Raw genomic sequence first — 20,249 nt, 5'->3', positions numbered from 1 at the left:
CTTTTCGACGTACGGTGAGAGTCATGTCTTCCACGAGTACATTCGAAATCCCCGTTGGCGACCTCACCTTCGACGTACTGATCTCGGGCCCGGACGACGGCATTCCACTGGTAGCGCTGCACGGCTTCCCGGAGAGCGCCGCATCCTGGGGCAAGGTCACACCACTGCTCACCGCGGCGGGTTACCGCGTGATCGCACCGAATCAGCGCGGTTACTCCGCCGGCGCACGCCCCGAAGGGGTGGATGCCTACAAGATCGAGCACCTGGTCGCCGACGTCGTCGGATTGCTCGACGCGCTCGGCCTGCCCGACGCGCATCTTGTCGGTCACGACTGGGGTTCGGCGGTCGCCTGGCAGGTCGCCGGTCGCCATCCGAACCGGATCCGCAGCCTGACCGCGATCTCGGTCCCCCACCCCACCGCCTTCGGCTGGGCACTCCGCGAGGACGAGGACCAGAAGCAGCGCTCGTCGTACATCGGACTTCTCCGGCAGGAGGGCAAGGCCGAGGAAGTGTTGTCGGAGGACAACTTCCGCCGGCTGCGGGCCATGTTCGACGGACAGATCGATCCTGAATTCGCGGACGAGCACATTCGTGTCCTGAGTGGTGAGGGCGCGCTGACCGGCGCCTTGAACTGGTACCGCGCGATGACCCGCGACTTCGGCGACATCGATCGCACCACCGTCCCGACCACGTACGTCTGGAGCACCGGCGACACAGCGCTCGGCCGTGCAGGCGCAGAGCGCTGCGGTGAATTCGTGGACGCACCCTACGAGTTCGTCGTGCTCGAGGGCGGAAGTCACTGGATTCCGGAAGAGCGAGCCGAAGAGCTGGCCGAGGCAATCCTCGCGCGTGCAGGATCCTGATCGCCGCGTGGAATTCGGCTCTATGTATGTTGTCATACATAGAGCCGAATTGATTCCACCACCAGGAGTTCTGCGATGACCGAGACCGTTGCACCACCCCATCCTTTTGACGCTGCTGTCGGATTGACGTCGCTCACCGCCGGCTTGTCGACAGGCGAAACCAATCCGGCGTACAACAACATGGTCGGCCCGTTCGGCGGCGTCACCGCTGCCACCTTGCTCGAATCCGTGCTGAAGCACCCCGAACGCCTCGGCGATCCGCTGTCGTTGACCGTCAACTTTGCCGGTCCGATCACCGAAGGCGCTTTCGAGATCTCCGCCCGGCCGGTGCGCACCAACCGCTCGACGCAGCACTGGTCCATCGAACTGTCGCAGGACGGAACCGTCGCCACCACCGCGACGGCAGTGTTCGGTACCAGGCGTGAAACCTGGTCGTCGACCGAAATCACGATGCCGGAGGTTCCGTCGGCCGACAACGTTGCACTGCTGCCGTTCCCCGAGTTCATCGCCTGGGCACAGAACTACGAGATGCGGTTTGTCGAAGGTGCGATCCCCGATCTGGAGTCGGGCGAGCATCCCGACTCGACCACGACACTCTGGGTGCGCGACCAGCCGCCACGCGCTCTCGACTTCACGTCACTCACCGCACTGTGCGATGTCTTCTTCCCCCGGGTCTTCTTGCGCCGAGGCAAGATGGCACCGGCCGGAACGGTCTCGATGACCATCTACTTCCACGCCGACCCTCCGGCACTGACCGAACAGGCAGACAAGTCCGTCCTGGGAACCGCGCGTACTCAACGGTTCGGCAACGGGTACTTCGATCAGTCGGCCGAAATTTGGGGCACTGACGGCGCATTGCTCGCTACGACTCACCAGTTGGTCTACTTCAAGGATTGACGGGCAGCGCGCTGTCGCCTTCCGGCGCCTTCACCATCGACAGCGCGGCAAGGCCCACGCCGAGAACCACCAGCAGTCCGATGATGCCGGCGCGGTCTGCACCGAAGAGCCAGGCGAACAGGCCGAACAGTGTCGGCGCCAGAAACGACACTGCTCGGCCTGTGGTCGCGTACAGGCCGAACATCTGACCTTCACGCCCAGGCGGGGTGATGCGCGCCAGGAAGGTTCGTGCCGAAGACTGGGCGGGCCCGACGAACAGGCAGAGTGCGAGTCCGAAGATCCAGAACATCACCGGCCCGGACACCGCGATCAGTATCGCGCCGACGACGATCATCGACGCGAGAGAGACGGTGATGACCTGCTTCGGTCCGATCCGATCGTCGAAGCGTCCGGCAACCAATGCACCGATTGCGGAAATCACGTTGGCGGCAACACCGAACAGCAGGACGTCGGCCGCGCTGATTCCGTAGACGTTGACAGCCAGCACGGCTCCGAAGGTGAACACGCCCGCCAGACCGTCACGAAAGAGTGCGCTCGCGATCAGGTACCAGATCGTGCGCCTGTCGACATTCCAGAGTTCGCGCAGATCGCGCCACAACACCCGATAGGAGTCGAGGAACCCGGCCTTCGACGCTCCCGGATCGACGGCGGGGCTGGGCAACTCGGGAACCTTGAAGAACACCGGAATCGCGAAGACCGCGAACCACACTGCGGCCAGCAGTGCCACCATCCGGATGTTCATGCCGCCGTCGGTGGTCAACCCCAGGAATCCTCGAGTGTCGCCGTCTCCGACGATAAAGCCGAAGTAGCACAGCAACAGCAGCACGATTCCGCCGAAATATCCCATGGCCCAGCCGAAGCCGGACACTCGACCCAGATTTTCCGGCGTCGACACCTGCCGCATCATGGCGTTGTAGGGAACGCCGGCCAGCTCGAAGATCACCGAGCCGATTGCGAGCAGAACCAATCCGAGCCACAGGTAGCGGTAGTTGTCTTCGACGAAATAGAGACCCGCCATCGAGAGCACGGTGATGCCGGTGAGTATCGCGAGCGAGAGTTTGCGTTTACCCGACGCATCGAAACGCTGTCCGGTGATCGGTGCGAGTATCGCGATGAAGAAGCCGGCGATTCCGAGGGCCCAACTGAGCCACGTAGTTGCCGATATCGAGCCGGGCAGGTCGTCGCCGACCGCGTCGGTGAGATAGACCGAGAAGACGAACGTGAGGATCACCGCATTGAACGCGGCCGATCCCCAGTCCCACAGCCCCCACGCGATCACTTGACTCTTCGTGGCCGCACCACCGATGCCTGCGGGTGGCTCGGCCTGGGTGCTGGTGGACTCGGCGCTCATACGGCGAAGCCTAACTGCGCGCGGGCGACTCGGCGCCTCTCTCCGAGATCGACATACAGGACGTTCTATGCACCCGAGTTAGTACGCACTTAGTTGCATACGCACCTGAGTGCATAAATACTTTTTCCATGGCTCTCGAACATGCGTTGCTCGTCTCCTTGTCCGAACAGGATGCGTCGGGATACGACCTCACACGCCGGTTCGACAAGTCGATCGGCTTCTTCCACAGTGCGACGCACCAGCAGATCTACCGAGTCCTCAAGCGAATGGACGAGGCAGGCTGGGTGGAGGTGGAGGCCATCGCGCAGGACGGCCGCCCGGACAAGAAGATGTACCGCGTCAGCGACGCGGGCCGCGCCGAACTGACCCGATGGATCGCCGAGCCGTCCGAGCCGAACCACCTGCGCAACGAGTTGGCCATCAAGATCAGGGCCGCAGCGCACGCCGATCTCCCCGCTCTACGCCGCGAAGTCGCTCGCCACCGCGACGGCCACGCCGCTCGCCTCGACGTCTACCGACTCATCGAAAAGCGTGACTTCCCCAATCCAGCAGCACTTTCCGGCTCTTCCCTGCACCAATACCTCGTACTTCGCGGCGGTATTCGCGTCGAAGAAGGATTCACCGACTGGTGCCAGGAAGTTCTGGACGCATTGCCCACTGGCGAGTACGCCATCGAAGACACTGGCGAGTACGCCACGGAAGGACATCTTCAGTCATGACGGATACACAGTTCCCCCGCCTGCTCGAACCGCTCGACCTCGGATTCACGACGCTGAAGAACCGCGTCGTCATGGGATCGATCCACACCGGCCTCGAAGATCGCGCGAAGGACACCGATCGCTTGGCCGAGTACTTCGCCGAACGCGCACGTGGCGGTGTCGGTCTGATCATCACCGGCGGCTACGCGCCCAACCGCACCGGTTGGCTCTTGCCCTTCGGTGCCAAGCTGACCAACCGCATCGAAGCGCGCCGTCACCGCCGGATCACCAAGGCGGTTCACGACGCGGGCGGAAAGATCGCCATGCAGATCCTGCACGCGGGTCGCTACAGCTATCAGCCGTTCAGTGTGTCCGCGTCGTCGATCAAGGCGCCCATCAATCCGTTCCGTCCGCGCAAGCTGACCGGCCGCGGCGTGCGATGGCAGATCCGCAACTATGTTCGCTGCGCGCGTCTGGCCAAGTCCGCCGGTTACGACGGCGTCGAAATCATGGGCGGTGAGGGCTACTTCATCAACCAGTTCCTCTGCGAGCGCACGAACAAGCGGACCGACAAGTGGGGTGGCAGCTCCGAGAACCGTCGACGCATCGCAGTCGAGATCGTGCGACGCACACGCAAGGCCGTCGGCCCGAACTTCATCATCGTGTTCCGGCTGTCGATGGCAGACCTGGTCGAGGGCGGCCAGACCTGGGATGAAATCGTCTCACTGGCAAAGGAAGTCGAAGCCGCCGGCGCCACGATCATCAACACCGACATCGGGTGGCACGAGTCACGGGTGCCCACCATCGTCACCTCGGTCCCCCGAGCAGCCTTCGTGGACATCACGAGCAAGCTCGAGAAGCACGTCGACATTCCCGTTGCCGCCTCGAACCGGATCAACATGCCCGAGACTGCCGAAGAGATCCTCAACCGCGGTGACGCACAGTTGATTTCGATGGCAAGGCCGATGCTCGCCGATCCCGACTGGGTCAACAAGGCCGAGCGCGGAGCATCCGACGAGATCAACACGTGTATCGCCTGCAACCAAGCCTGCCTCGACCACGCCTTCGTGCACAAGCAGGTCTCCTGCCTGCTCAACCCGCGCGCGGGCCGCGAGACCACGCTGATCCTCTCCCCCACCCGGCGGGCCAAGAACCTCGCCGTCGTCGGTGCCGGCCCTGCAGGACTTTCGGCAGCACTCAACCTTGCTCAGCGAGGTCATGCGGTCACGTTGTTCGAGGCTTCGGACAAGATCGGTGGACAGTTCGGGATCGCACAGCTCATTCCGGGTAAGGAAGAGTTCGCCGAGACCATTCGCTACTACACCCGCATGCTGGACGTGGCCGGAGTGACGGTCAAGCTCGAAACCCGCGTCGCACCGGCAGACCTCATCGGCTCCTTCGACGAAGTCGTGGTTGCCACCGGCGTGACGCCGCGCGTTCCCAAGATCCCCGGCATCGACAACTCGAAGGTGCTGACCTACGCCGAGGTCGTCCGAGAGGGCAAGCCGGTCGGTAAGTCCGTGGCCGTCATCGGTGCCGGCGGCATCGGCGTCGACGTGAGCGAATTCCTCACCCACCCGACCTCCCCCACCCTTCACCTGAAGGAGTGGAAGCAGGAATGGGGCGTCACCGAACCCGAGATGGCGCCGGGTGCTCTCACCACCCCGGTACCGGAGCTCTCCGAACGTGAGGTCTACCTCCTCCAGCGCAAGCCCGGGCGCATCGGCGCCGGACTCGCGAAGACCACGGGCTGGGTCCACCGAGCAGCACTCAAGAACAAGGGCGTGCACGAACTCTCGGGCGTCAACTACGAGCGCATCGACGACTCCGGCCTGCACATCACGTTCGGTGAGAAGCATGAGAAGCCCCGACTCCTCGAGGTCGACACCATCGTCATCTGCGCCGGGCAGGAATCGGTTCGTGACCTCGTGGACGAGCTGACCGTCGCGGGCGTGGTGACCCACATCATCGGCGGCGCCGACGTGGCCGGAGAACTCGACGCCAAGCGTGCCATCGAACAGGGCACACGACTGGCCGCGAAGATCTGACCGGCTACGCTGACTGATCGTGAGCCTGCCGACACCCACAACCACAGCCCGCGCCGTCGTGACCGGCGCCTCCTCCGGCATCGGAGAGGCACTGGCCGCTGATCTGGCATCACGCGGACACTCCCTGATTCTCGTCGCCCGTCGCGGCGAGGTCATGGAGATCCTCGCCGAGAAGCTTCGCGCCGCGCACGGCGTCGAGGTGGAGGTCCGTGCATCGGACCTCTCCGACAGCGCGGCGCGTGCCGTTCTCGTCGAGGAGCTCGGTGGCCGCGACATCAGCATCCTGTGCAACAACGCCGGTATCGCCACCTTCGGGCCGATCGCCGAGCTGGACCCGGCATACGAGCGCGACCAGGTCGAGCTCAACGCCGTTGCAGTGCACGACCTCACGCTGGCCGTGCTTCCGGGCATGCTCGCACGCAAGTCCGGAGCCATCCTGATGGTCGGGTCCGCGGCCGGCAATATGCCGATCCCCAACAACGCGACGTACGCCGCCACGAAAGCGTTCGTGAACACCTTCGCGGAATCGTTGCGCGGTGAACTCAAGGGCACCGGAGTGAACGTCACCCTGCTCGCCCCAGGCCCTGTACGCACCGAAACTCCGGACCCGGCCGAAGCGTCGATCGTCGACAAACTCGTTCCGGACTTCTTCTGGATCTCGAGCGAGTACACCGCCAAGGTCTCGCTCGACGGCCTGGCCGAGAACAAGATGCGCGTCGTACCAGGCATCTTGAGCAAGGCGATGTCAGTCGCGGGTGGTTACAGCCCGCGCTCCGTCGTTGCGCCCATCGTGGGCACGTTCTACAAGAAGCTCGGCGGCTGATTCACGCAAACTTCTCAGAGCAGGCCATAGCAGACCGTAAAGTCGGTTAATGGCGATGCGACGAACACTGGCAGTCGGGGCAATCCTTCTTTTGGCCGGAGGGTTGCCCTTACTGCTGCCTACCGCAGCGAATGCGTGCTCGTGCGCTTCTTTTGCGTCCCCGGAAGAAGCCGTGAGCGTATCCAGCACTGTTTTCCTCGGAACCCCGACGGAGAAAACTTCGGACGGGTTCGAGGACACCTACCTGTTCGACGTCAGCCGGGTCTACAAAGGCGATCTGGCATCGGTGACGTCGGTGGGGACACTCGCGAACGGGAACGGTTGTGGCACAAGCTACGTGCTCGGTACCGAGCGGCTGATGTTCGTTTCGGCGCCGTACGACGTCGACGCCGAGCACGAGGGGTTCGGCTGCGAGCCTTACACCGGGACCGACTTCGACGTCCAAGCGGCGGTCGAGTCGGTGTACGGCGACGGTTACGCCCCGAGAGCCGGCGGAACTCCGTCCGTTGGTGTGTCCGCCGACAGATCGGCGGTCATCGGCGGAGTCGCCGCGGTGGCATTGCTCGCGGTGCTCGGTTGGTTCGGATGGAAGCGGCGGCGAGCACAGTGAGTCGACAGGCACAGTAAGTCGAGGACGTCAGGGCCGCGTCAACCTCGTTCGGCGGCGCGTCAAGTAAGCGTCAAGAACCGCACCACGGGTGATCTTCGGGAGTAGATCTGAAGGTAGCCCGCAACACGGCGGGTCACCTTCAGGAGATCGACGTGACGCTACTCGAAATCTTCCCCTCCCTACGCGGCGCAATGACACCGCGTATGGATCCTGCGTTGTGGCCCATCAGTACTCGCCACGACCACAGCGGGCGTGTCTGCATCGGCGACGTCTCCCTCGAAGAGATCGCGGACCAGTACGGCACACCGACGTACGTCGTCGACGAGGCGGACGTGCGGCACCGCTGCCGCACGTATCGAGAGATCTTCCCCGACTCGGAGATCGTGTATGCCGGCAAGGCACTGATGATTCGAGCGATGGCTACCTGGGTCTCCGACGAGGGACTCGGGGTGGATGTCTGTTCCGCCGGTGAACTCGCCATCGCGCTTGCCGCCGGCGTGGACCCGAAACGAATCATTCTGCACGGCAATGCCAAATCGGTTTCCGAACTGAGGGCGGCGGTCAACGCGGGCGTCGGCCGGATCGTCCTCGACTCCCCCAGCGAAGCGGTACGGCTCGCGTCGGTGTGTACCCACCGGCAGAAGGTGTTGATCAGAGTCACACCCGGCATCGATATTCGCGGGCACAAGGCAGTGTCGACCGGAGTACTCGACCAAAAGTTCGGACTACCGGCATTTTCCGAAGAACTGGAACGTACGGTATCCGTCGTCGCCAACGCGACGCACCTGCAACTCATCGGCCTGCATTGTCATCTCGGCTCCCAGATCACCGATCCCGAACTCTTCCGCCCCGCGATCGAGACGATGATCGCGCAGATGGACGACATACGACGCACGCATCGAATCATCCTCACCGAACTCGATCTCGGCGGTGGCCACGGGATCGCGTACGTACCGGGAGACGCCCAACTGGATCTGACCCGCCTTGCCCACGTCATCGACGAAACTCTCGACGACGCGTGCACCCGAAACCGCTTCCCTCGACCAGAAATCGTTCTCGAACCCGGCCGAGCGATCGCTGCGCGGGCCGGAGTCACGCTCTATCGCGTACAGAACATCAAGACGATCAGCGGCGGGCGAACCTTCGTGTCCGTCGACGGTGGGATGAGCGACAACCCTCGGGTGTCGTTGTACGACAGCCACTACGACGTCGAACTGGTGAATCGACATTCGACTGCGCCGCTCCAGGAAGTCACGGTCGCCGGCCGCCATTGCGAATCGGGCGACGAAATCGCCGTCGGTGCAAGCCTTCCCGCCGACTTGCACGAAGGGGACCTGTTGGCGGTGCCGTGCACGGGTGCCTATCACCACAGCATGGCCTCCACCTACAACAGCGTCGGCCGGCCACCGGTCGTCGCTGTGCTCGGCGGGATTGCGCGGCCATTGATCAGGCGCGAATCGATCAACGACCTCCTGGCCCGCGAGGTCGGCATCTGACCTCGCGGGCGCCCAAGCGTCAGCGCTTGCGGCGACTACCGGTGCCGAAGATGTTTCGCGAAATCTCCCGTCCCGCAGCCGAAGCCGCGGATCGCAGGAAACTCTTGACGGCGGAGTTACCCAAGATCTGCTCGGCGATGTTGGGGCCCTCCGGTTCGGCCGGCGGCGGTGGCGGCAGATCCGGAAGCGACGGAAGATCGAGGGACTGATCCGCCGTCGGAGCACCGGCAACCTTCGCCGTCAACTTCTCGTATGCCGACTCGCGGTCGATGGTCTGGCCGTATTTCTGATTCAGCGGGCTCGACGACGCGGCCGCCTTGATCGCGTCGTTGCCGATGGTGTCCATCAGCGACCTGGGAGGCCGAATCTTGGTCCAGGCCACCGGCGTCGGCGCGCCCTTTTCCGACAGCACGGTCACGATCGCTTCACCGATACCGAGTGAAGTCAGTGCCTTTTCCAGGTCGTAGTGTTCGGTCTTCGGATACGTGCGGACGGTCTTGTTGAGTGCCTTCTGATCGTCGGGCGTGAAGGCACGCAAGGCGTGCTGAACCCGCGCGCCCAGCTGCGACAGAACCGAATTGGGAATGTCGGTCGGAAGCTGCGTGCAGAAGAAAACGCCGACGCCCTTGGAACGAATCAGCTTGACCGTCTGTTCCACCTGCTGAAGGAAGGCCTTCGACGCGTCCGCGAACAGAAGGTGCGCCTCGTCGAAGATGAACACGAGCTTCGGCTTGTCCAGATCTCCCTCCTCCGGCAGCGTCTGGAACAGGTCCGCGAGCACCCACATCAGGAAGGTGGAGAACATCGCCGGGCGTGCCGCCTGAGCGCCGAGTTCGAACAGCGTAATCACGCCGGCACCGCCGACGACACGCAACAGGTCCTCGGTCTCGAGTTCCGGTTCGCCGAAGAAGGTGTCACCGCCGTCGGCTTCGAGGTTGACCAAGGCGCGCAGAATCACTCCGGCGGTTGCCGAGGAAACTCCACCGATACCTTTCAGATCCGCCTTGCCCTCAGCGCTCGTCAGGTGGGCGATGACCGAACGCAGATCCTTGAGGTCCAGCAGAGCGAGGCCCTGAGTGTCGGCCCAGTGGAAGATCAGCCCTAGAGTCGATTCCTGTGTCTCGTTGAGGCCCAACACTTTGCTGAGCAGGATCGGCCCGAAACTGGTGATCGTCGCGCGCACCGGGATACCGATTCCGTCAGTACCCAACGACAAGAACTCCACGGGCATCCCCGCGGGAGTCCACGAATCGTCACCCGTCTCGACTGCGCGAGCCTTCATCTTCTCGCTCGGCTCCCCTGCCTTCGACAGACCCGAGAGATCGCCCTTGACGTCGGCCATCACCACTGGCACACCCGCGGCAGACAGCTGCTCGGCGATGCCCTGCAACGTCTTGGTCTTGCCGGTACCCGTCGCACCGGCGATCAGGCCGTGACGGTTGATCGTCGCCAACGGAATCCGCACCCGCGCGGTGGGATCTGCCACTCCGTCGATCACCACCGAGCCCAGCTCGAGTGCTCGACCTTCGGATGAGTAGCCCGCCGCGATTTCAGCTGCAGCACCGGACGGCGCCGGGGCGGCGGGGGTAGCACCTGCAGATGCTTCGGCTTCAGCGGCAGCCGCTTCCTTCTCCGCTTCCTCGGCTGCTGCGGCGGCTTCAGCTGCAATCCGAGCGGCTTCGGCAGCGGCGGCCTTTGCAGCTTTCGCCTTCTCCGCCGGCGTCAGCGGCGCGGCTCCGTCCTTCGGATCCACGGTCATCGAAAAGCCCTCCTCGTTGCAGTGCGGCGAAGATCTTGTCATCACCCGAGCACCGTCCTGCACGCACCCGAGTTTCCACCGCAGACCTTATCCCGCGGCCGCGCGCACTACTGTGTTCCTGGTGCAGGACAAATTGGTATGGATCGATTGTGAAATGACCGGGCTGCGACTCGAGTCGGACAAACTCATCGAGATTGCGGCTCTGGTGACCGACAGCGACTTGAACATCTTGGGCGAAGGTGTGGACATCGTCATCCACGCCGACGACGACGCTCTGGCGGCAATGCCCGACGTCGTGAAGAAGATGCACGCGAAGTCGGGACTGACCGAAGAGGTCCGGAAGTCGACGGTCACCCTCGCCGAGGCGGAGAAAGAAGTGCTCGCGTACATCCGCAAGCACGTTCCCGTCGCCGGTACGGCGCCCCTGGCAGGCAACTCCATCGCCACCGACCGCGGATTCATCTCACGCGACATGACGGCACTGGACACCTACCTGCACTACCGGATGATCGACGTGAGCTCCATCAAGGAACTTTCGCGCCGCTGGTACCCGCGGATCTACTTCGGCCAGCCCGAAAAAGGTCTCGCCCACCGAGCGCTCGCCGACATCAAGGAATCCATCCGCGAACTCAAGTACTACCGCGGCACCGCATTCGTCGCGGCGCCCGGACCGTCGAGCGCGGAGATCGCAGCCGTCGTAGAGGGCTTGGGTCCCGCCTGACCTGCCGATTGGCTTCCTGACCGACTTTCGCGCTAGTATCTCTTTCGTCAAAGCAGCCGGGTCAAACCGGTGGCCGAGGCAATGGTGGGCGTAGTTCAGTTGGTAGAGCACCAGGTTGTGATCCTGGCTGTCGCGGGTTCGAGTCCCGTCGCTCACCCAAGCGGAACCCCCGAGAATGTTGAAAGACATTCTCGGGGGTTCTTTTGGTTTGTGAGCCAGCCCGAATGCCCCTGCACGTCTGGTCGTCTACACCCCCACCCACCCCGATCCCTATCCGCGCCGCCCACCCCACCCCTATCCGAGCGAACGTACCTCTCGTCGCCTCAGATAGACCGAAAGCCACTTTCGCTCACATCGGGGTAACTGGAGATCGCGACAAATGGCCCAGCCGTCGATCACTCGGGCCGCGGGCCGGGCTCCCAGACGCCCACTACGGTCCCGTCCCTCACGTGTCGCTCGTATGCCGAAACCTCGCCGTGGATGACGGCAAGGTTGTCCTGCATCGCAGAAATCCTGGATCGAATCAACACCTCATGCTGTTGTAGAAGTGAAAGCCGTTCCTTCTCGTTTCCCGGACCAGACCTGACGAGTGCGGCGAATTCACGGATCGTGGCGATCGGCATACCCGAGTCTCGGAAGCGATTGCACTGCTTCAACCAAGTGACATCGCTTTCGGAGTAGACCCGACGCCCACCTGCCGAGCGTGCAACCTCGTGAACGAACAGTTCCTCGTGTTCGAAGTATCGAAGGGAATCGATGCTGATTCCGGTCTCGACAGCGACCTCACCGATTGACAGTTCACGCATTGCCTGACGACCTTTCCTTGACCTGGAGTGCACTCCAGATTTTACGGTGCTGCCATGATTTCGATTCAGCGCAAGATCAACACCGGATTCGCCCGAACCTCCACCGCCGACGACGTACTTGCCGGGCGAGACCTGACCGGCACCACCGCATTGGTCACTGGCGGATACTCCGGACTCGGATTCGAGATTTCGCGGTCGCTTTCGTCGGCCGGCGCGCGAGTGCTGGTGCTTGCCCGCCGACCAGAACCGGCACGGGGTGCCGTGGCCGACTTTCCAGGTATCGAAGTGCGAGCGTGCGACCTGTCGGACCCGAGCAGTGTCAGATCGTGTGCGCGAGAAATTCTCGATTCCCGGATCAGTCCGGACATCATCGTCTGCAATGCGGGAATCATGGCCTGCCCGGAGATCCGAGTCGGGTCTGACTGGGAATCACAGTTCGCGATCAATCACCTCGGGCACTTTGTACTGGTGAACCTGCTTGTGCCTGCCATGCCCGCAAACGGTTCTCGCGTGGTCGCTGTCTCGTCGGCGGGACATTTTCTGTCGGGGGTGCGTTGGGACGACATACATTTTCGCAACGGTTACGACCGATAGCTTGCGTACGGTCAGGCCAAGACTGCAAATGCTCTCTTCGCTGTACAGCTGGCGAGCGCCGGTGCTTCACGCGGAATCACTGCGTTCTCCGTCCATCCCGGGAGCATCCTCACTCCCCTTCAACGTCACTTCTCCGCATCGGAGAAACACGAACTCGGATGGACTACGTCGAATGGCGACGCCGTGCCGGGATTCGAGACTCCCGCCCAGGGCGCCGCTACAGCGGTGTGGGCGGCGACGGCGCCGATACTCGCCGATCACGCCGGCGCGTACCTCCAAGACTGCAACATCGCGGACGTTGCGCAGACGGATGACATGAGCGTCGGCGGCGTGAAGCCTTGGGCTACCGATCGCGACGACGCACGCAGACTATGGGCACTGTCCGCTGAAATGACCGGAGTGGACGCCTTCGGTCGGCGCTGACACCGAGCGAACGTACCTCCCGTCGCCTCAGATAGACCGAGAGGCACTTTCGCTCACAAAAGGAATACAGATGCAGAAATACCCCCAACCGGACGGTCGGGGGCATTCTGGCGTTCAGTGCTTCAGGGACGCGATCAGACGTCCGCGTTGCCGGTCTTCCAGACGCTCCAAGGGATGTTCCAGTCACCGAGGCCGTCGGTGCCGGAGAGCGTGCCGCCGACGGTGTTCTTGACGACGACGATGTCCCCGCGCTTGGTGTTGTCGTAGACCCACTTGGCGTTGGACGGGCTCAGGTTGAGGCAGCCATGGCTCGTGTTGGAATAGCCCTGCTGCCCGACCGACCACGGCGCCGAGTGGAAGAAGATGCCGCTGTAGGACATTCGGGTCGCCCAGTCGACGGGAGTCTTGTAGCCCTGAGCGGAGGTGACCGGGACGCCGTACGTGGACGAGTCCATGATCATGTTCGCGAAGCGGTCACCGATGATGTAGACGCCGTTGTCGGTGGGAGTGCTGTCCTTGCCCATGGAGGTGGGCATGGTCATGACGGTCTCACCGTTGACCTGGAAAGTGACCTGCTTGGTGTTGTCGTCTGCCGTGGCGATGACGGCATCACCGATGGTGAAGGAACTCTTCGCGTCTTCCTGCCCGAAGACTCCCTTTCCGAGATTGCGCCCGTACACGTTGACGCTCACGTCGACCTTGGTGCCCGGTGCCCAGTAGTTCTCCGGACGCCAACGGACCTCACGATTGTTGACCCAGTAGAACGCACCTTCGACGGCCGGAGTCGTGGTGACGGTGATGGCAGCTTCGGCAGCCTTGCGATCGGGGATGTTCTCGTCGAACTGCACGGCGATAGGCTGACCGATGCCGACCACGTCGCCCTCGTTCGGCAAGACGTACGGCTTGGTGACGTTGCCGGGTGCGCTGGTGGTGAAGGACGTGACCGTCGTACTGGCGCCACCCAACCCGAATGCGCGGGCCTCGATCTTGTACTTGCGGTTATAGCCGAGAGGTTCGGTGGTCGTCCACGACGCACCGTCGGCAGCAATCGCGCCGGCAACTGCCTTGCCGTCCTGATTGACCATCGTCACGTCGGACAGGGCGCCGTCGGCGACGTTGATCTTGACCGGGTCGCCCGGGGAGAATCCGACAGCGCCGTCGGCAGCGGTCGAGGTGAGCTTCGGCTTGATGAGTTCGGTGAGCGGATTGGAATCGATCGGCGCCGACCCTTCGGTGCTGACGTCCTTGCCGCCCGACGTGCACGCGGTCATCAGAACGAGAGCACCGAGAGACACCGCGATCATCGCCGCGCTCTTCGACGCTCGACCGTTCCCCCCGCGCACGGACAGACCCCACCTTTGACGACTCATCGTTCGACTCCGCTTCACAATTTCTCCGACTAACTTCCGCATCACATGCGAATCCCACTTACCGGAAGGCAAGTGGGACTTGCGGTATGACTGCGCTGCACCAATGATGCCAGGCGCGCTCGTTACCAACGGTCATGAAGGGCCACGCCGTCAGTAACGTTCAAGTATCAATCGCTCCGAACCGTCCGTTTTGTTACCGCTTTCAGCGGATTTCCTCCGATCGGACTACGGCGGCGACGCCTCCACCTGGCGATTTGCTCCCGAACCGGCGATTCGGCTAATGTTCTGTCTCGCAAGAGCGAGCGCCTATAGCTCAGTTGGTAGAGCAAGTGACTCTTAATCACTGGGTCCGGGGTTCGAGTCCCTGTGGGCGCACTTGCAAAGGTCCCCACCTTCTTCGGAAGGTGGGGATTTTTCTTTGTGTCGTGGTGACCAGGTTGTGGTGAATAGACTTCACAGTTACCGGAACCACGGCCTGGAGGACTGATGACTGAGCGCGGAACCACACCTGACAGCGAGCTGGCATTTGCCGGGGTGGCAGGTCAGGCAGCTCTGATCCGGTCCGGAGAATTGTCGGCCCGCGAACTCACCGAGAACACACTTCGCCGGATCGAACGCCTCGATTCGACGCTCAATGCATTTGTGCGAGTTCTCGCAGACGAAGCACTCGACGAGGCGACGCGGCTCGATCAACGTCAGGCCGACGGCCAAACCCTGGGCCCGCTGCACGGAGTCCCGATTGCAATCAAGGACGAGAACGACGTCGCCGGAACGCCCACGACATACGGCGGTGCGGCAGCAACGCGCATCGCACCGGCCGATTCAGAGGTTGTCCGCCGGTTGCGCGAGGCGGGTGCGGTGATCGTCGGCAAGACGACGATGCCCGAGTTCGGCATCTGGCCCTTCACCGAGACTGCCGCAAACGGCTACACGAGAAACCCTTGGGACACCGGCATATCCACCGGCGGATCGAGCGGAGGATCTGCGTCGGCCGTCGCGTCGGGAATGGTCGCGGCGGCAATAGGCGGCGACGGCGGCGGTTCCATTCGATTGCCTTCGGCATTCTGCGGGTTGTTCGGCCTCAAGCCGCAACGCGGTCGGGTGAGCACCGCGCCGAACCGAAACCTCTGGCGCGGACTCGGCACGCTCGGGCCTCTCACTCGTTCGGTCGAGGACAGCGCACTCGTATACGACGCAATCACCGGCACCACCGCGACCGACGACTACACAGCCGAAACGATCCGCACCAGCTTTGCCGACGCGGCCGTGTCGGCGCCCGGGCCGCTTCGCATCGCGGTGTCCACCCGGAGTCCGGTCCGAGGCGTCCGCCCGTCAGCGGAGATCGTTGCCGCGGTGCTCTCGATCGCAGAGATGTTGAGCGCGTTGGGACATCACGTCGAAGAACACGATCCCGAGTACCCGGATGCCACTGCCGCTTTTCTCCCGCAGGTGCTCGGCGGCGTCCGCGACGAAGCAGTGCGCGTCGACCAGCCAGCACTCCTGGAGAAGCGCACACGAGCACTCGCGTCGATCGGCCGGATAGCCGCTCCCGCGCGCGTCGGGAAATTCGCTTACCGCAAAGGCGAGCGAATTGCAGCGACGGTCAACCAGGTCTTCGACACCTTCGACCTGGTCCTGATGCCGACCACGCCTGCCTTGCCTCGCCCGATCGGACAACTCGAAGGAACCGGCCTTCTCTCCGCAGTCCGCAAGGCACTGCCGATCGCCGCTTACTGTTCGATCTGGAATGTCTGCGGCAACCCGGCGGCCGCGGTACCCGCCGGGTTCTCCGAACGCGGGCTCCCCCTGAGCGTCCAACTGGTCGCGCGCAGCGGTGGTGAACCGACGATTCTCGCCCTAGCACAGCAGTTGGAAAGCACCGTCCGCTGGCCGGATTCGCGCCCGCCACACTCCTGAATTACGGAAGCGATGTAACCATCGTCACCACGATGAACACGCGTTTTGCAAACTCCTGAGCCTGTCGGCTAATGTTCTGTCTCGCAAGAGCGAGCGCCTATAGCTCAGTTGGTAGAGCAAGTGACTCTTAATCACTGGGTCCGGGGTTCGAGTCCCTGTGGGCGCACTTGCAAGAAGGCCCCCACCTCACCAGGTGGGGGCCTTCTTCATGTTCTGTCTTCGACGACTCGGGTCAGCGAATGATCTTCCGGACCACGAGTAGTCCCACCACTGAACCGACTGCGATCAGCGCGTACTTCACTGCCGGCTCGTTGAGCTTGGCGAGCACCGTCTTCTTGGTGTTCTCGACCAGCCGCTTCGGGTTGGTGCGGACCGTCAGTTCGTCGAGTGTGCTCGCGAGCTGATTACGCGCCTTCTCGATCTCGCGCTCGATGCTCTCGGTGTCCCTGGGCACGTGTCCTCCAACTTGTCTGTGTTCTGCTGCTCTGTGTGCGGGTCTGCTGTGCGGACGCAGCGCGCCGACACTTCGCTCTACCGTAGAGGAGCAGAATGCCCTCGCGCCCACCTGCCGCGCAATTTCTCGACTAACCTCGATTCCCGTGACCGAGAACAGTAGATTGTCCGCCGGCGACGTCGCGCCGGATTTCACGCTCCCCGACGCCGACGGCAACGAGGTTTCACTCCACGATTACCGCGGCCGCAAGGTCATCGTGTACTTCTACCCAGCGGCCAGCACGCCGGGGTGCACCAAGCAGGCCTGCGACTTCCGTGACAGCCTCGCCGAACTGAACGGCGCCGGCCTCGAGGTCATCGGAATCTCGCCGGACAAGCCCGCCAAACTCGCCAAATTCCGCGATACCGAGGAACTGACCTTCCCGCTTCTCTCCGACCCCGAGAAAGCGACGCTCGAAGCCTGGGGCGCATTCGGTGAGAAGAAGATGTACGGCAAGACGGTGCAGGGCGTCATCCGCTCGACGTTCCTCGTCGACGAGGAAGGCAAGATCGAGGTGGCCCAGTACAACGTCCGGGCCACCGGTCACGTCGCCAAGCTACGACGCGATTTGTCGGTCTGACTTCAGTATCTGCTCAAGAACAGCGCCTCCGCGAAAGCGAGATTCTCGATCTCCGACGGGTCGACGCTTTCGTCGGGCGCATGAATGCGGCACTGCGGTTCCTCGACGCCGATCAATGCGATCTCCGCGTCGGGGAACTGCTCGGCCAGCGCGCTGCACAGCGGGATCGATCCGCCTTGGCCGGCAAATCCCACTTCCCGGCCGTAGGCATCGGTCAGCGCAGACTTCAGTTGCGCGAACCCCGTTCCTTCGGTCGACGACGAGAACGGTGAACCCGTCGATTCCGGTACGACCTCGATGTGGACGCCCCACGGCGCCGCTGCGCGGAGGTGGTCGGTCAACAACTTCTGTGCCTGCGCCGGATCCGTGCCGGGCGGGACGCGAAGATTCAGACGTGCGGACGCGCGCGGCGTGATCGCCGCCGCCGAACCGACCACCGGCGGGCAGTCGATTCCCAGAATGGTCAGCGCCGGACGAGCCCACACCTGTTCTGCCACCGAACCGGAACCGGTCAGTTGGACGCCGTCGAGCACTCCCGCATCAGAACGGAACTGATCGTCGTCGTAGCTGACCCCGGCCCATTCCTGGTCGTTGGTCAAGCCTTCGACGGTGGTGTTTCCGGCGCCGTCGTGCAGGGTCGAGAGAATGTGCACCAGCGCGGTGATCGCATCGGGCGCCGGCCCACCGAAGACGCCGGAGTGAATCTCACCCTCGAGTGTCGACACGTGGACCACCACGTTGGCGATGCCGCGCAGTGACGTCGTGATCGTCGGCTCCCCCACCTCGGTGTTGCCGGTATCGGCGATCAGAATCATGTCGGCCGCGAAAAGTTCGGGCCGCTCTCGCACCAGATCCTCGAGGCCACCGGTGCCCATCTCCTCGGAACCTTCGGCGACGATCGTCAGATGTGCGCTCGGATCGACACCGGCGGCGGCTAGCGCACGCAGCGCCGTCAGATGCATGACGACGTTGCCCTTGCAGTCGGAAGCGCCACGTCCGTACCACCGCCCGTCGCGCTCGGTGAGTGCGAAAGGCGGCGAGCCCCAGAGCTCTTCGTTTCCCGGCGGCTGAACGTCGTAGTGGCAGTACAGCAGAACCGTCCGGGCACCGGCCGGACCTGGTCGCCGGCCGACGACGGCGGCCGAGCCGTCGGAGGTCTCGATCGCCTCGATGTCGGCGAAACCTTGATCGCGGAATGCCTCCAGGACCCAATGTGCTGCGGCCGCGCATTCTTCCGGCGGGTACTGCCGTGCATCGGCGACGGACTTCATCGCCACAAGTGCGCTGAGATCTTCACGGGCACGCGGCATGAGTCCACGTACCGCGGTTCGCAGTTCTTCCGTCATCGTCTCCCTTTCCTCGGCATCGAATCTCGGTGTGCCCGAAGAATCTCAGTGTGCCCGAATCGGACGTAGGGAGTCGGGAGGATCGCCGCTTTCGCCACACCGCACAGCAACCTCTTCGGATACTGGACAGGTGGTCACCTAGTATCGAGGTGTGGCAACAGCATCGGTACTCGTGTGCGCGCACCTGCGCGGTGCGTGTCGACCGATCACGACCGCCGAAGTAGGTGGCCAATGACACCGGATAATGCACAAGTCCCAAATTCGACAGAAAACACCGATAGCCTGGAAGACGTGCAGCCCACGACTCGTAACCGCGCGCGGCGACGAGTCGACCCGGCACTCGAGAATCCCCAGAGCCTCGAAGAACCGCAGGAACTGCTGCCGCGCAAGCGTCCGACGCAAGAGCGCAGCCAGCGTAAATTCGACGCACTCCTGGCGGCGTCACGCGAACTCCTCACCGATGTCGGATTCGAATCGTTCACCTGCGAAGAGGTCGCGGCACGAGCCGACGTCCCGATCGGGACGCTCTACCAGTTCTTCGCCAACAAGTACGTCATCGTGTGCGAATTGAACCGCCAGGACCTCGTCGGGGTCCAGCACGAGCTTGCGCAGTTCGGCGGCGAGGTGCCATCACTCGACTGGTTGCGGTTCCTGAACAGTTTCGTCGATCACATGGCCGGGCTGTGGACGTCTGATCCGTCGCGTCGCGAAGTCTGGTTGGCGATGCAGTCGACGCCGTCCACGCGGGCCACCGGAGTCATTCACGAGAAGCAGTTCGCCGAGACCGTCGCGAAGATGCTGGGTCCGCTGACGCCTCGTACTCGGCGAGATCGCCGCCTGATGATGGCGGAAGTTCTTGTCCACGTGGTGTATTCGATGCTCAATTTCTCGGTTCAGGACGGCCAGTCGCATGCCGACGCCGTCGCCGAACTGAAAAGGTTGATGATCGCGTATCTTCTCGTCGCCGAGAAGGAGTCCCGCACGAAGGACTAGTCGAACGACGAAAGAGCCGGTCTCCCCTTGGGAGACCGGCTCTTTCGTGTCCGGCGGAGTTACTCCGGGTCGGATTCGATGACCGCGAACGCGCCGGCCATGTCCCCGTCGTGGGTGAGCGAGATATGAATCTTCACGCCGGTGAGGTGTTTGGCCACGTCACCACGAAGCCGAATGCCGGGGCGCCCCCAGGCGTCCGAGACGACTTCGATCTGATTGTGGATCATCTCCCCCAGCACCGGCGGGCTGGCGAAGAGAGCAGTCGACCACGCCTTGATCACTGCTTCCTTCGCCGCCCACCGTGCGGCGAAGTGTCGTGCCGGTTCGGAGCTCCGGGTAGCGGCGTCTCGACGCTCGCCCGGTGTGAAGTTGTCGAGCATTGCCGTTCCCGGCCTGTTCAATTGCTCGGCGAACTCCGACACCGTCACGAGGTCGAAGCCGATACCCAGAACTCCCATACC

20 protein-coding genes and 3 tRNA genes are annotated in these 20,249 nt (G+C 63.2%); 16 read left to right on the top strand and 7 right to left on the bottom strand.

Annotation, left to right across the window (positions count from 1 at the left end; genetic code table 11):
* Positions 1-23 precede the first annotated feature (23 nt).
* Both I7X09_RS18780 and I7X09_RS18775 read left to right on the top strand, forming a co-directional pair.
* A complete protein-coding gene (locus I7X09_RS18780) occupies positions 24-863 on the top strand; it encodes an alpha/beta fold hydrolase (RefSeq protein ID WP_124570049.1) in 840 nt (279 codons plus the stop codon).
* 75 nt (positions 864-938) lie between these two features.
* Positions 939-1,760, top strand: a complete 822-nt coding sequence (locus tag I7X09_RS18775) for an acyl-CoA thioesterase (protein ID WP_200313273.1) — start codon at positions 939-941, stop codon at positions 1,758-1,760.
* On the opposite strand, the gene I7X09_RS18770 is transcribed toward I7X09_RS18775, so the two are convergent.
* Positions 1,750-3,111 (bottom strand): MFS transporter, encoded by a 1,362-nt coding sequence (locus I7X09_RS18770; RefSeq protein ID WP_166811337.1) that lies wholly within the window; start codon positions 3,109-3,111, stop codon positions 1,750-1,752. The genes I7X09_RS18775 and I7X09_RS18770 overlap by 11 nt on opposite strands.
* A gap of 128 nt (positions 3,112-3,239) precedes the next feature.
* Here I7X09_RS18770 and I7X09_RS18765 point away from each other — a divergent pair, with 128 nt between their 5' ends.
* The 5 genes from I7X09_RS18765 (at position 3,240) to lysA (ending at position 8,786) form a co-directional block, all read left to right on the top strand.
* Positions 3,240-3,830, top strand: a complete 591-nt coding sequence (locus I7X09_RS18765) for a PadR family transcriptional regulator (RefSeq protein ID WP_020970016.1) — start codon at positions 3,240-3,242, stop codon at positions 3,828-3,830.
* Positions 3,827-5,857, top strand: a complete 2,031-nt coding sequence (locus tag I7X09_RS18760; protein WP_200313272.1) for an NADPH-dependent 2,4-dienoyl-CoA reductase — start codon at positions 3,827-3,829, stop codon at positions 5,855-5,857. The genes I7X09_RS18765 and I7X09_RS18760 overlap by 4 nt, the downstream gene beginning before the upstream one ends.
* 19 nt (positions 5,858-5,876) lie before the next feature.
* Positions 5,877-6,680 (top strand): mycolate reductase, encoded by an 804-nt coding sequence (gene cmrA, locus I7X09_RS18755; RefSeq protein ID WP_200313271.1) that lies wholly within the window; start codon positions 5,877-5,879, stop codon positions 6,678-6,680.
* Between the two features lie 172 nt (positions 6,681-6,852).
* Positions 6,853-7,290 carry a hypothetical protein gene (locus I7X09_RS18750; RefSeq protein ID WP_200313270.1) on the top strand — a complete coding sequence of 146 codons (438 nt, stop codon included), beginning with the start codon at positions 6,853-6,855 and terminating at the stop codon, positions 7,288-7,290.
* 152 nt (positions 7,291-7,442) lie between these two features.
* On the top strand, positions 7,443-8,786 hold the full coding sequence (gene lysA, locus I7X09_RS18745) for a diaminopimelate decarboxylase (protein ID WP_200313269.1): 1,344 nt from the start codon (positions 7,443-7,445) through the stop codon (positions 8,784-8,786).
* Between the two features lie 19 nt (positions 8,787-8,805).
* On the opposite strand, the gene I7X09_RS18740 is transcribed toward lysA, so the two are convergent.
* A complete protein-coding gene (locus I7X09_RS18740) occupies positions 8,806-10,545 on the bottom strand; it encodes a helicase HerA-like domain-containing protein (protein WP_166811329.1) in 1,740 nt (579 codons plus the stop codon).
* A 121-nt stretch (positions 10,546-10,666) separates the two neighbouring features.
* Between I7X09_RS18740 and orn the strand changes: the two genes are divergently transcribed.
* Both orn and I7X09_RS18730 read left to right on the top strand, forming a co-directional pair.
* Positions 10,667-11,266, top strand: coding sequence for an oligoribonuclease (orn, locus tag I7X09_RS18735; RefSeq protein ID WP_024487359.1), 600 nt, complete (start codon positions 10,667-10,669; stop codon positions 11,264-11,266).
* 84 nt (positions 11,267-11,350) lie between these two features.
* Positions 11,351-11,423: transfer RNA gene (locus I7X09_RS18730), tRNA-His, on the top strand.
* A gap of 238 nt (positions 11,424-11,661) precedes the next feature.
* Here the strand turns inward: I7X09_RS18730 and I7X09_RS18725 are convergent.
* Positions 11,662-12,072 (bottom strand): MerR family transcriptional regulator, encoded by a 411-nt coding sequence (locus I7X09_RS18725; protein WP_200313268.1) that lies wholly within the window; start codon positions 12,070-12,072, stop codon positions 11,662-11,664.
* Positions 12,073-12,126: 54 nt separating this feature from the next.
* On the opposite strand from I7X09_RS18725, the gene I7X09_RS29465 reads away from it, so the two are divergent.
* Together I7X09_RS29465 and I7X09_RS29460 are read left to right on the top strand one after the other, a co-directional pair.
* A complete protein-coding gene (locus I7X09_RS29465) occupies positions 12,127-12,666 on the top strand; it encodes an SDR family NAD(P)-dependent oxidoreductase (RefSeq protein WP_234036627.1) in 540 nt (179 codons plus the stop codon).
* Positions 12,667-12,849: 183 nt separating this feature from the next.
* Positions 12,850-13,089, top strand: a complete 240-nt coding sequence (locus I7X09_RS29460) for a hypothetical protein (RefSeq protein ID WP_234036626.1) — start codon at positions 12,850-12,852, stop codon at positions 13,087-13,089.
* A 134-nt stretch (positions 13,090-13,223) separates the two neighbouring features.
* On the opposite strand, the gene I7X09_RS18715 is transcribed toward I7X09_RS29460, so the two are convergent.
* Positions 13,224-14,393: a L,D-transpeptidase gene (locus I7X09_RS18715; RefSeq protein ID WP_378504792.1), complete on the bottom strand. Its 1,170-nt coding sequence runs from the start codon at positions 14,391-14,393 to the stop codon at positions 13,224-13,226.
* 368 nt (positions 14,394-14,761) lie between these two features.
* On the opposite strand from I7X09_RS18715, the gene I7X09_RS18710 reads away from it, so the two are divergent.
* The 3 genes from I7X09_RS18710 (at position 14,762) to I7X09_RS18700 (ending at position 16,542) form a co-directional block, all read left to right on the top strand.
* Positions 14,762-14,834 (top strand) — tRNA-Lys (locus I7X09_RS18710).
* Between the two features lie 111 nt (positions 14,835-14,945).
* A complete protein-coding gene (locus I7X09_RS18705; protein WP_200313267.1) occupies positions 14,946-16,376 on the top strand; it encodes an amidase in 1,431 nt (476 codons plus the stop codon).
* 93 nt (positions 16,377-16,469) lie between these two features.
* A tRNA-Lys gene (locus tag I7X09_RS18700) sits at positions 16,470-16,542 on the top strand.
* A 66-nt stretch (positions 16,543-16,608) separates the two neighbouring features.
* Here the strand turns inward: I7X09_RS18700 and I7X09_RS18695 are convergent.
* Positions 16,609-16,830: a DUF3618 domain-containing protein gene (locus I7X09_RS18695; protein ID WP_003945299.1), complete on the bottom strand. Its 222-nt coding sequence runs from the start codon at positions 16,828-16,830 to the stop codon at positions 16,609-16,611.
* A 145-nt stretch (positions 16,831-16,975) separates the two neighbouring features.
* On the opposite strand from I7X09_RS18695, the gene bcp reads away from it, so the two are divergent.
* Positions 16,976-17,449: a thioredoxin-dependent thiol peroxidase gene (gene bcp, locus I7X09_RS18690; RefSeq protein WP_007733290.1), complete on the top strand. Its 474-nt coding sequence runs from the start codon at positions 16,976-16,978 to the stop codon at positions 17,447-17,449.
* Between the two features lie 2 nt (positions 17,450-17,451).
* On the opposite strand, the gene I7X09_RS18685 is transcribed toward bcp, so the two are convergent.
* Positions 17,452-18,795, bottom strand: coding sequence for a dipeptidase (locus tag I7X09_RS18685; protein WP_200313266.1), 1,344 nt, complete (start codon positions 18,793-18,795; stop codon positions 17,452-17,454).
* A gap of 291 nt (positions 18,796-19,086) precedes the next feature.
* Between I7X09_RS18685 and I7X09_RS18680 the strand changes: the two genes are divergently transcribed.
* Positions 19,087-19,788 (top strand): TetR family transcriptional regulator, encoded by a 702-nt coding sequence (locus I7X09_RS18680; RefSeq protein ID WP_019749142.1) that lies wholly within the window; start codon positions 19,087-19,089, stop codon positions 19,786-19,788.
* Positions 19,789-19,847: 59 nt separating this feature from the next.
* Here the strand turns inward: I7X09_RS18680 and acpS are convergent, their stop codons facing one another.
* Positions 19,848-20,246: a holo-ACP synthase AcpS gene (gene acpS / locus I7X09_RS18675; protein ID WP_021333452.1), complete on the bottom strand. Its 399-nt coding sequence runs from the start codon at positions 20,244-20,246 to the stop codon at positions 19,848-19,850.
* Positions 20,247-20,249: the final 3 nt, after the last annotated feature.

Origin of the sequence: Rhodococcus sp. P-2, from assembly GCF_016598535.1 — a bacterium.
Taxonomy (GTDB): Bacteria; Actinomycetota; Actinomycetes; order Mycobacteriales; family Mycobacteriaceae; genus Rhodococcus_F; species Rhodococcus_F baikonurensis.
The sequence above is the reverse complement of the archived record's forward strand: the minus strand, read 5'-3'. Positions and strand labels throughout refer to the sequence as shown.

Bases quoted from the DNA above. Each gene is read 5' to 3' on its own strand.
- I7X09_RS18740 (WP_166811329.1), bottom strand. From the start codon at position 10,545: ATGACCGTGGATCCGAAGGACGGAGCCGCGCCGCTGACGCCGGCGGAG.
- I7X09_RS18685 (WP_200313266.1), bottom strand. From the start codon at position 18,795: ATGACGGAAGAACTGCGAACCGCGGTACGTGGACTCATGCCGCGTGCC.
- I7X09_RS18780 (WP_124570049.1), top strand. From the start codon at position 24: ATGTCTTCCACGAGTACATTCGAAATCCCCGTTGGCGACCTCACCTTC.
- acpS (WP_021333452.1), bottom strand. From the start codon at position 20,246: ATGGGAGTTCTGGGTATCGGCTTCGACCTCGTGACGGTGTCGGAGTTC.
- I7X09_RS18705 (WP_200313267.1), top strand. From the start codon at position 14,946: ATGACTGAGCGCGGAACCACACCTGACAGCGAGCTGGCATTTGCCGGG.
- I7X09_RS18760 (WP_200313272.1), top strand. From the start codon at position 3,827: ATGACGGATACACAGTTCCCCCGCCTGCTCGAACCGCTCGACCTCGGA.
- I7X09_RS18725 (WP_200313268.1), bottom strand. From the start codon at position 12,072: ATGCGTGAACTGTCAATCGGTGAGGTCGCTGTCGAGACCGGAATCAGC.
- I7X09_RS18715 (WP_378504792.1), bottom strand. From the start codon at position 14,393: ATGATCGCGGTGTCTCTCGGTGCTCTCGTTCTGATGACCGCGTGCACG.
- I7X09_RS18770 (WP_166811337.1), bottom strand. From the start codon at position 3,111: ATGAGCGCCGAGTCCACCAGCACCCAGGCCGAGCCACCCGCAGGCATC.
- I7X09_RS18765 (WP_020970016.1), top strand. From the start codon at position 3,240: ATGGCTCTCGAACATGCGTTGCTCGTCTCCTTGTCCGAACAGGATGCG.
- I7X09_RS18775 (WP_200313273.1), top strand. From the start codon at position 939: ATGACCGAGACCGTTGCACCACCCCATCCTTTTGACGCTGCTGTCGGA.
- I7X09_RS29465 (WP_234036627.1), top strand. From the start codon at position 12,127: ATGATTTCGATTCAGCGCAAGATCAACACCGGATTCGCCCGAACCTCC.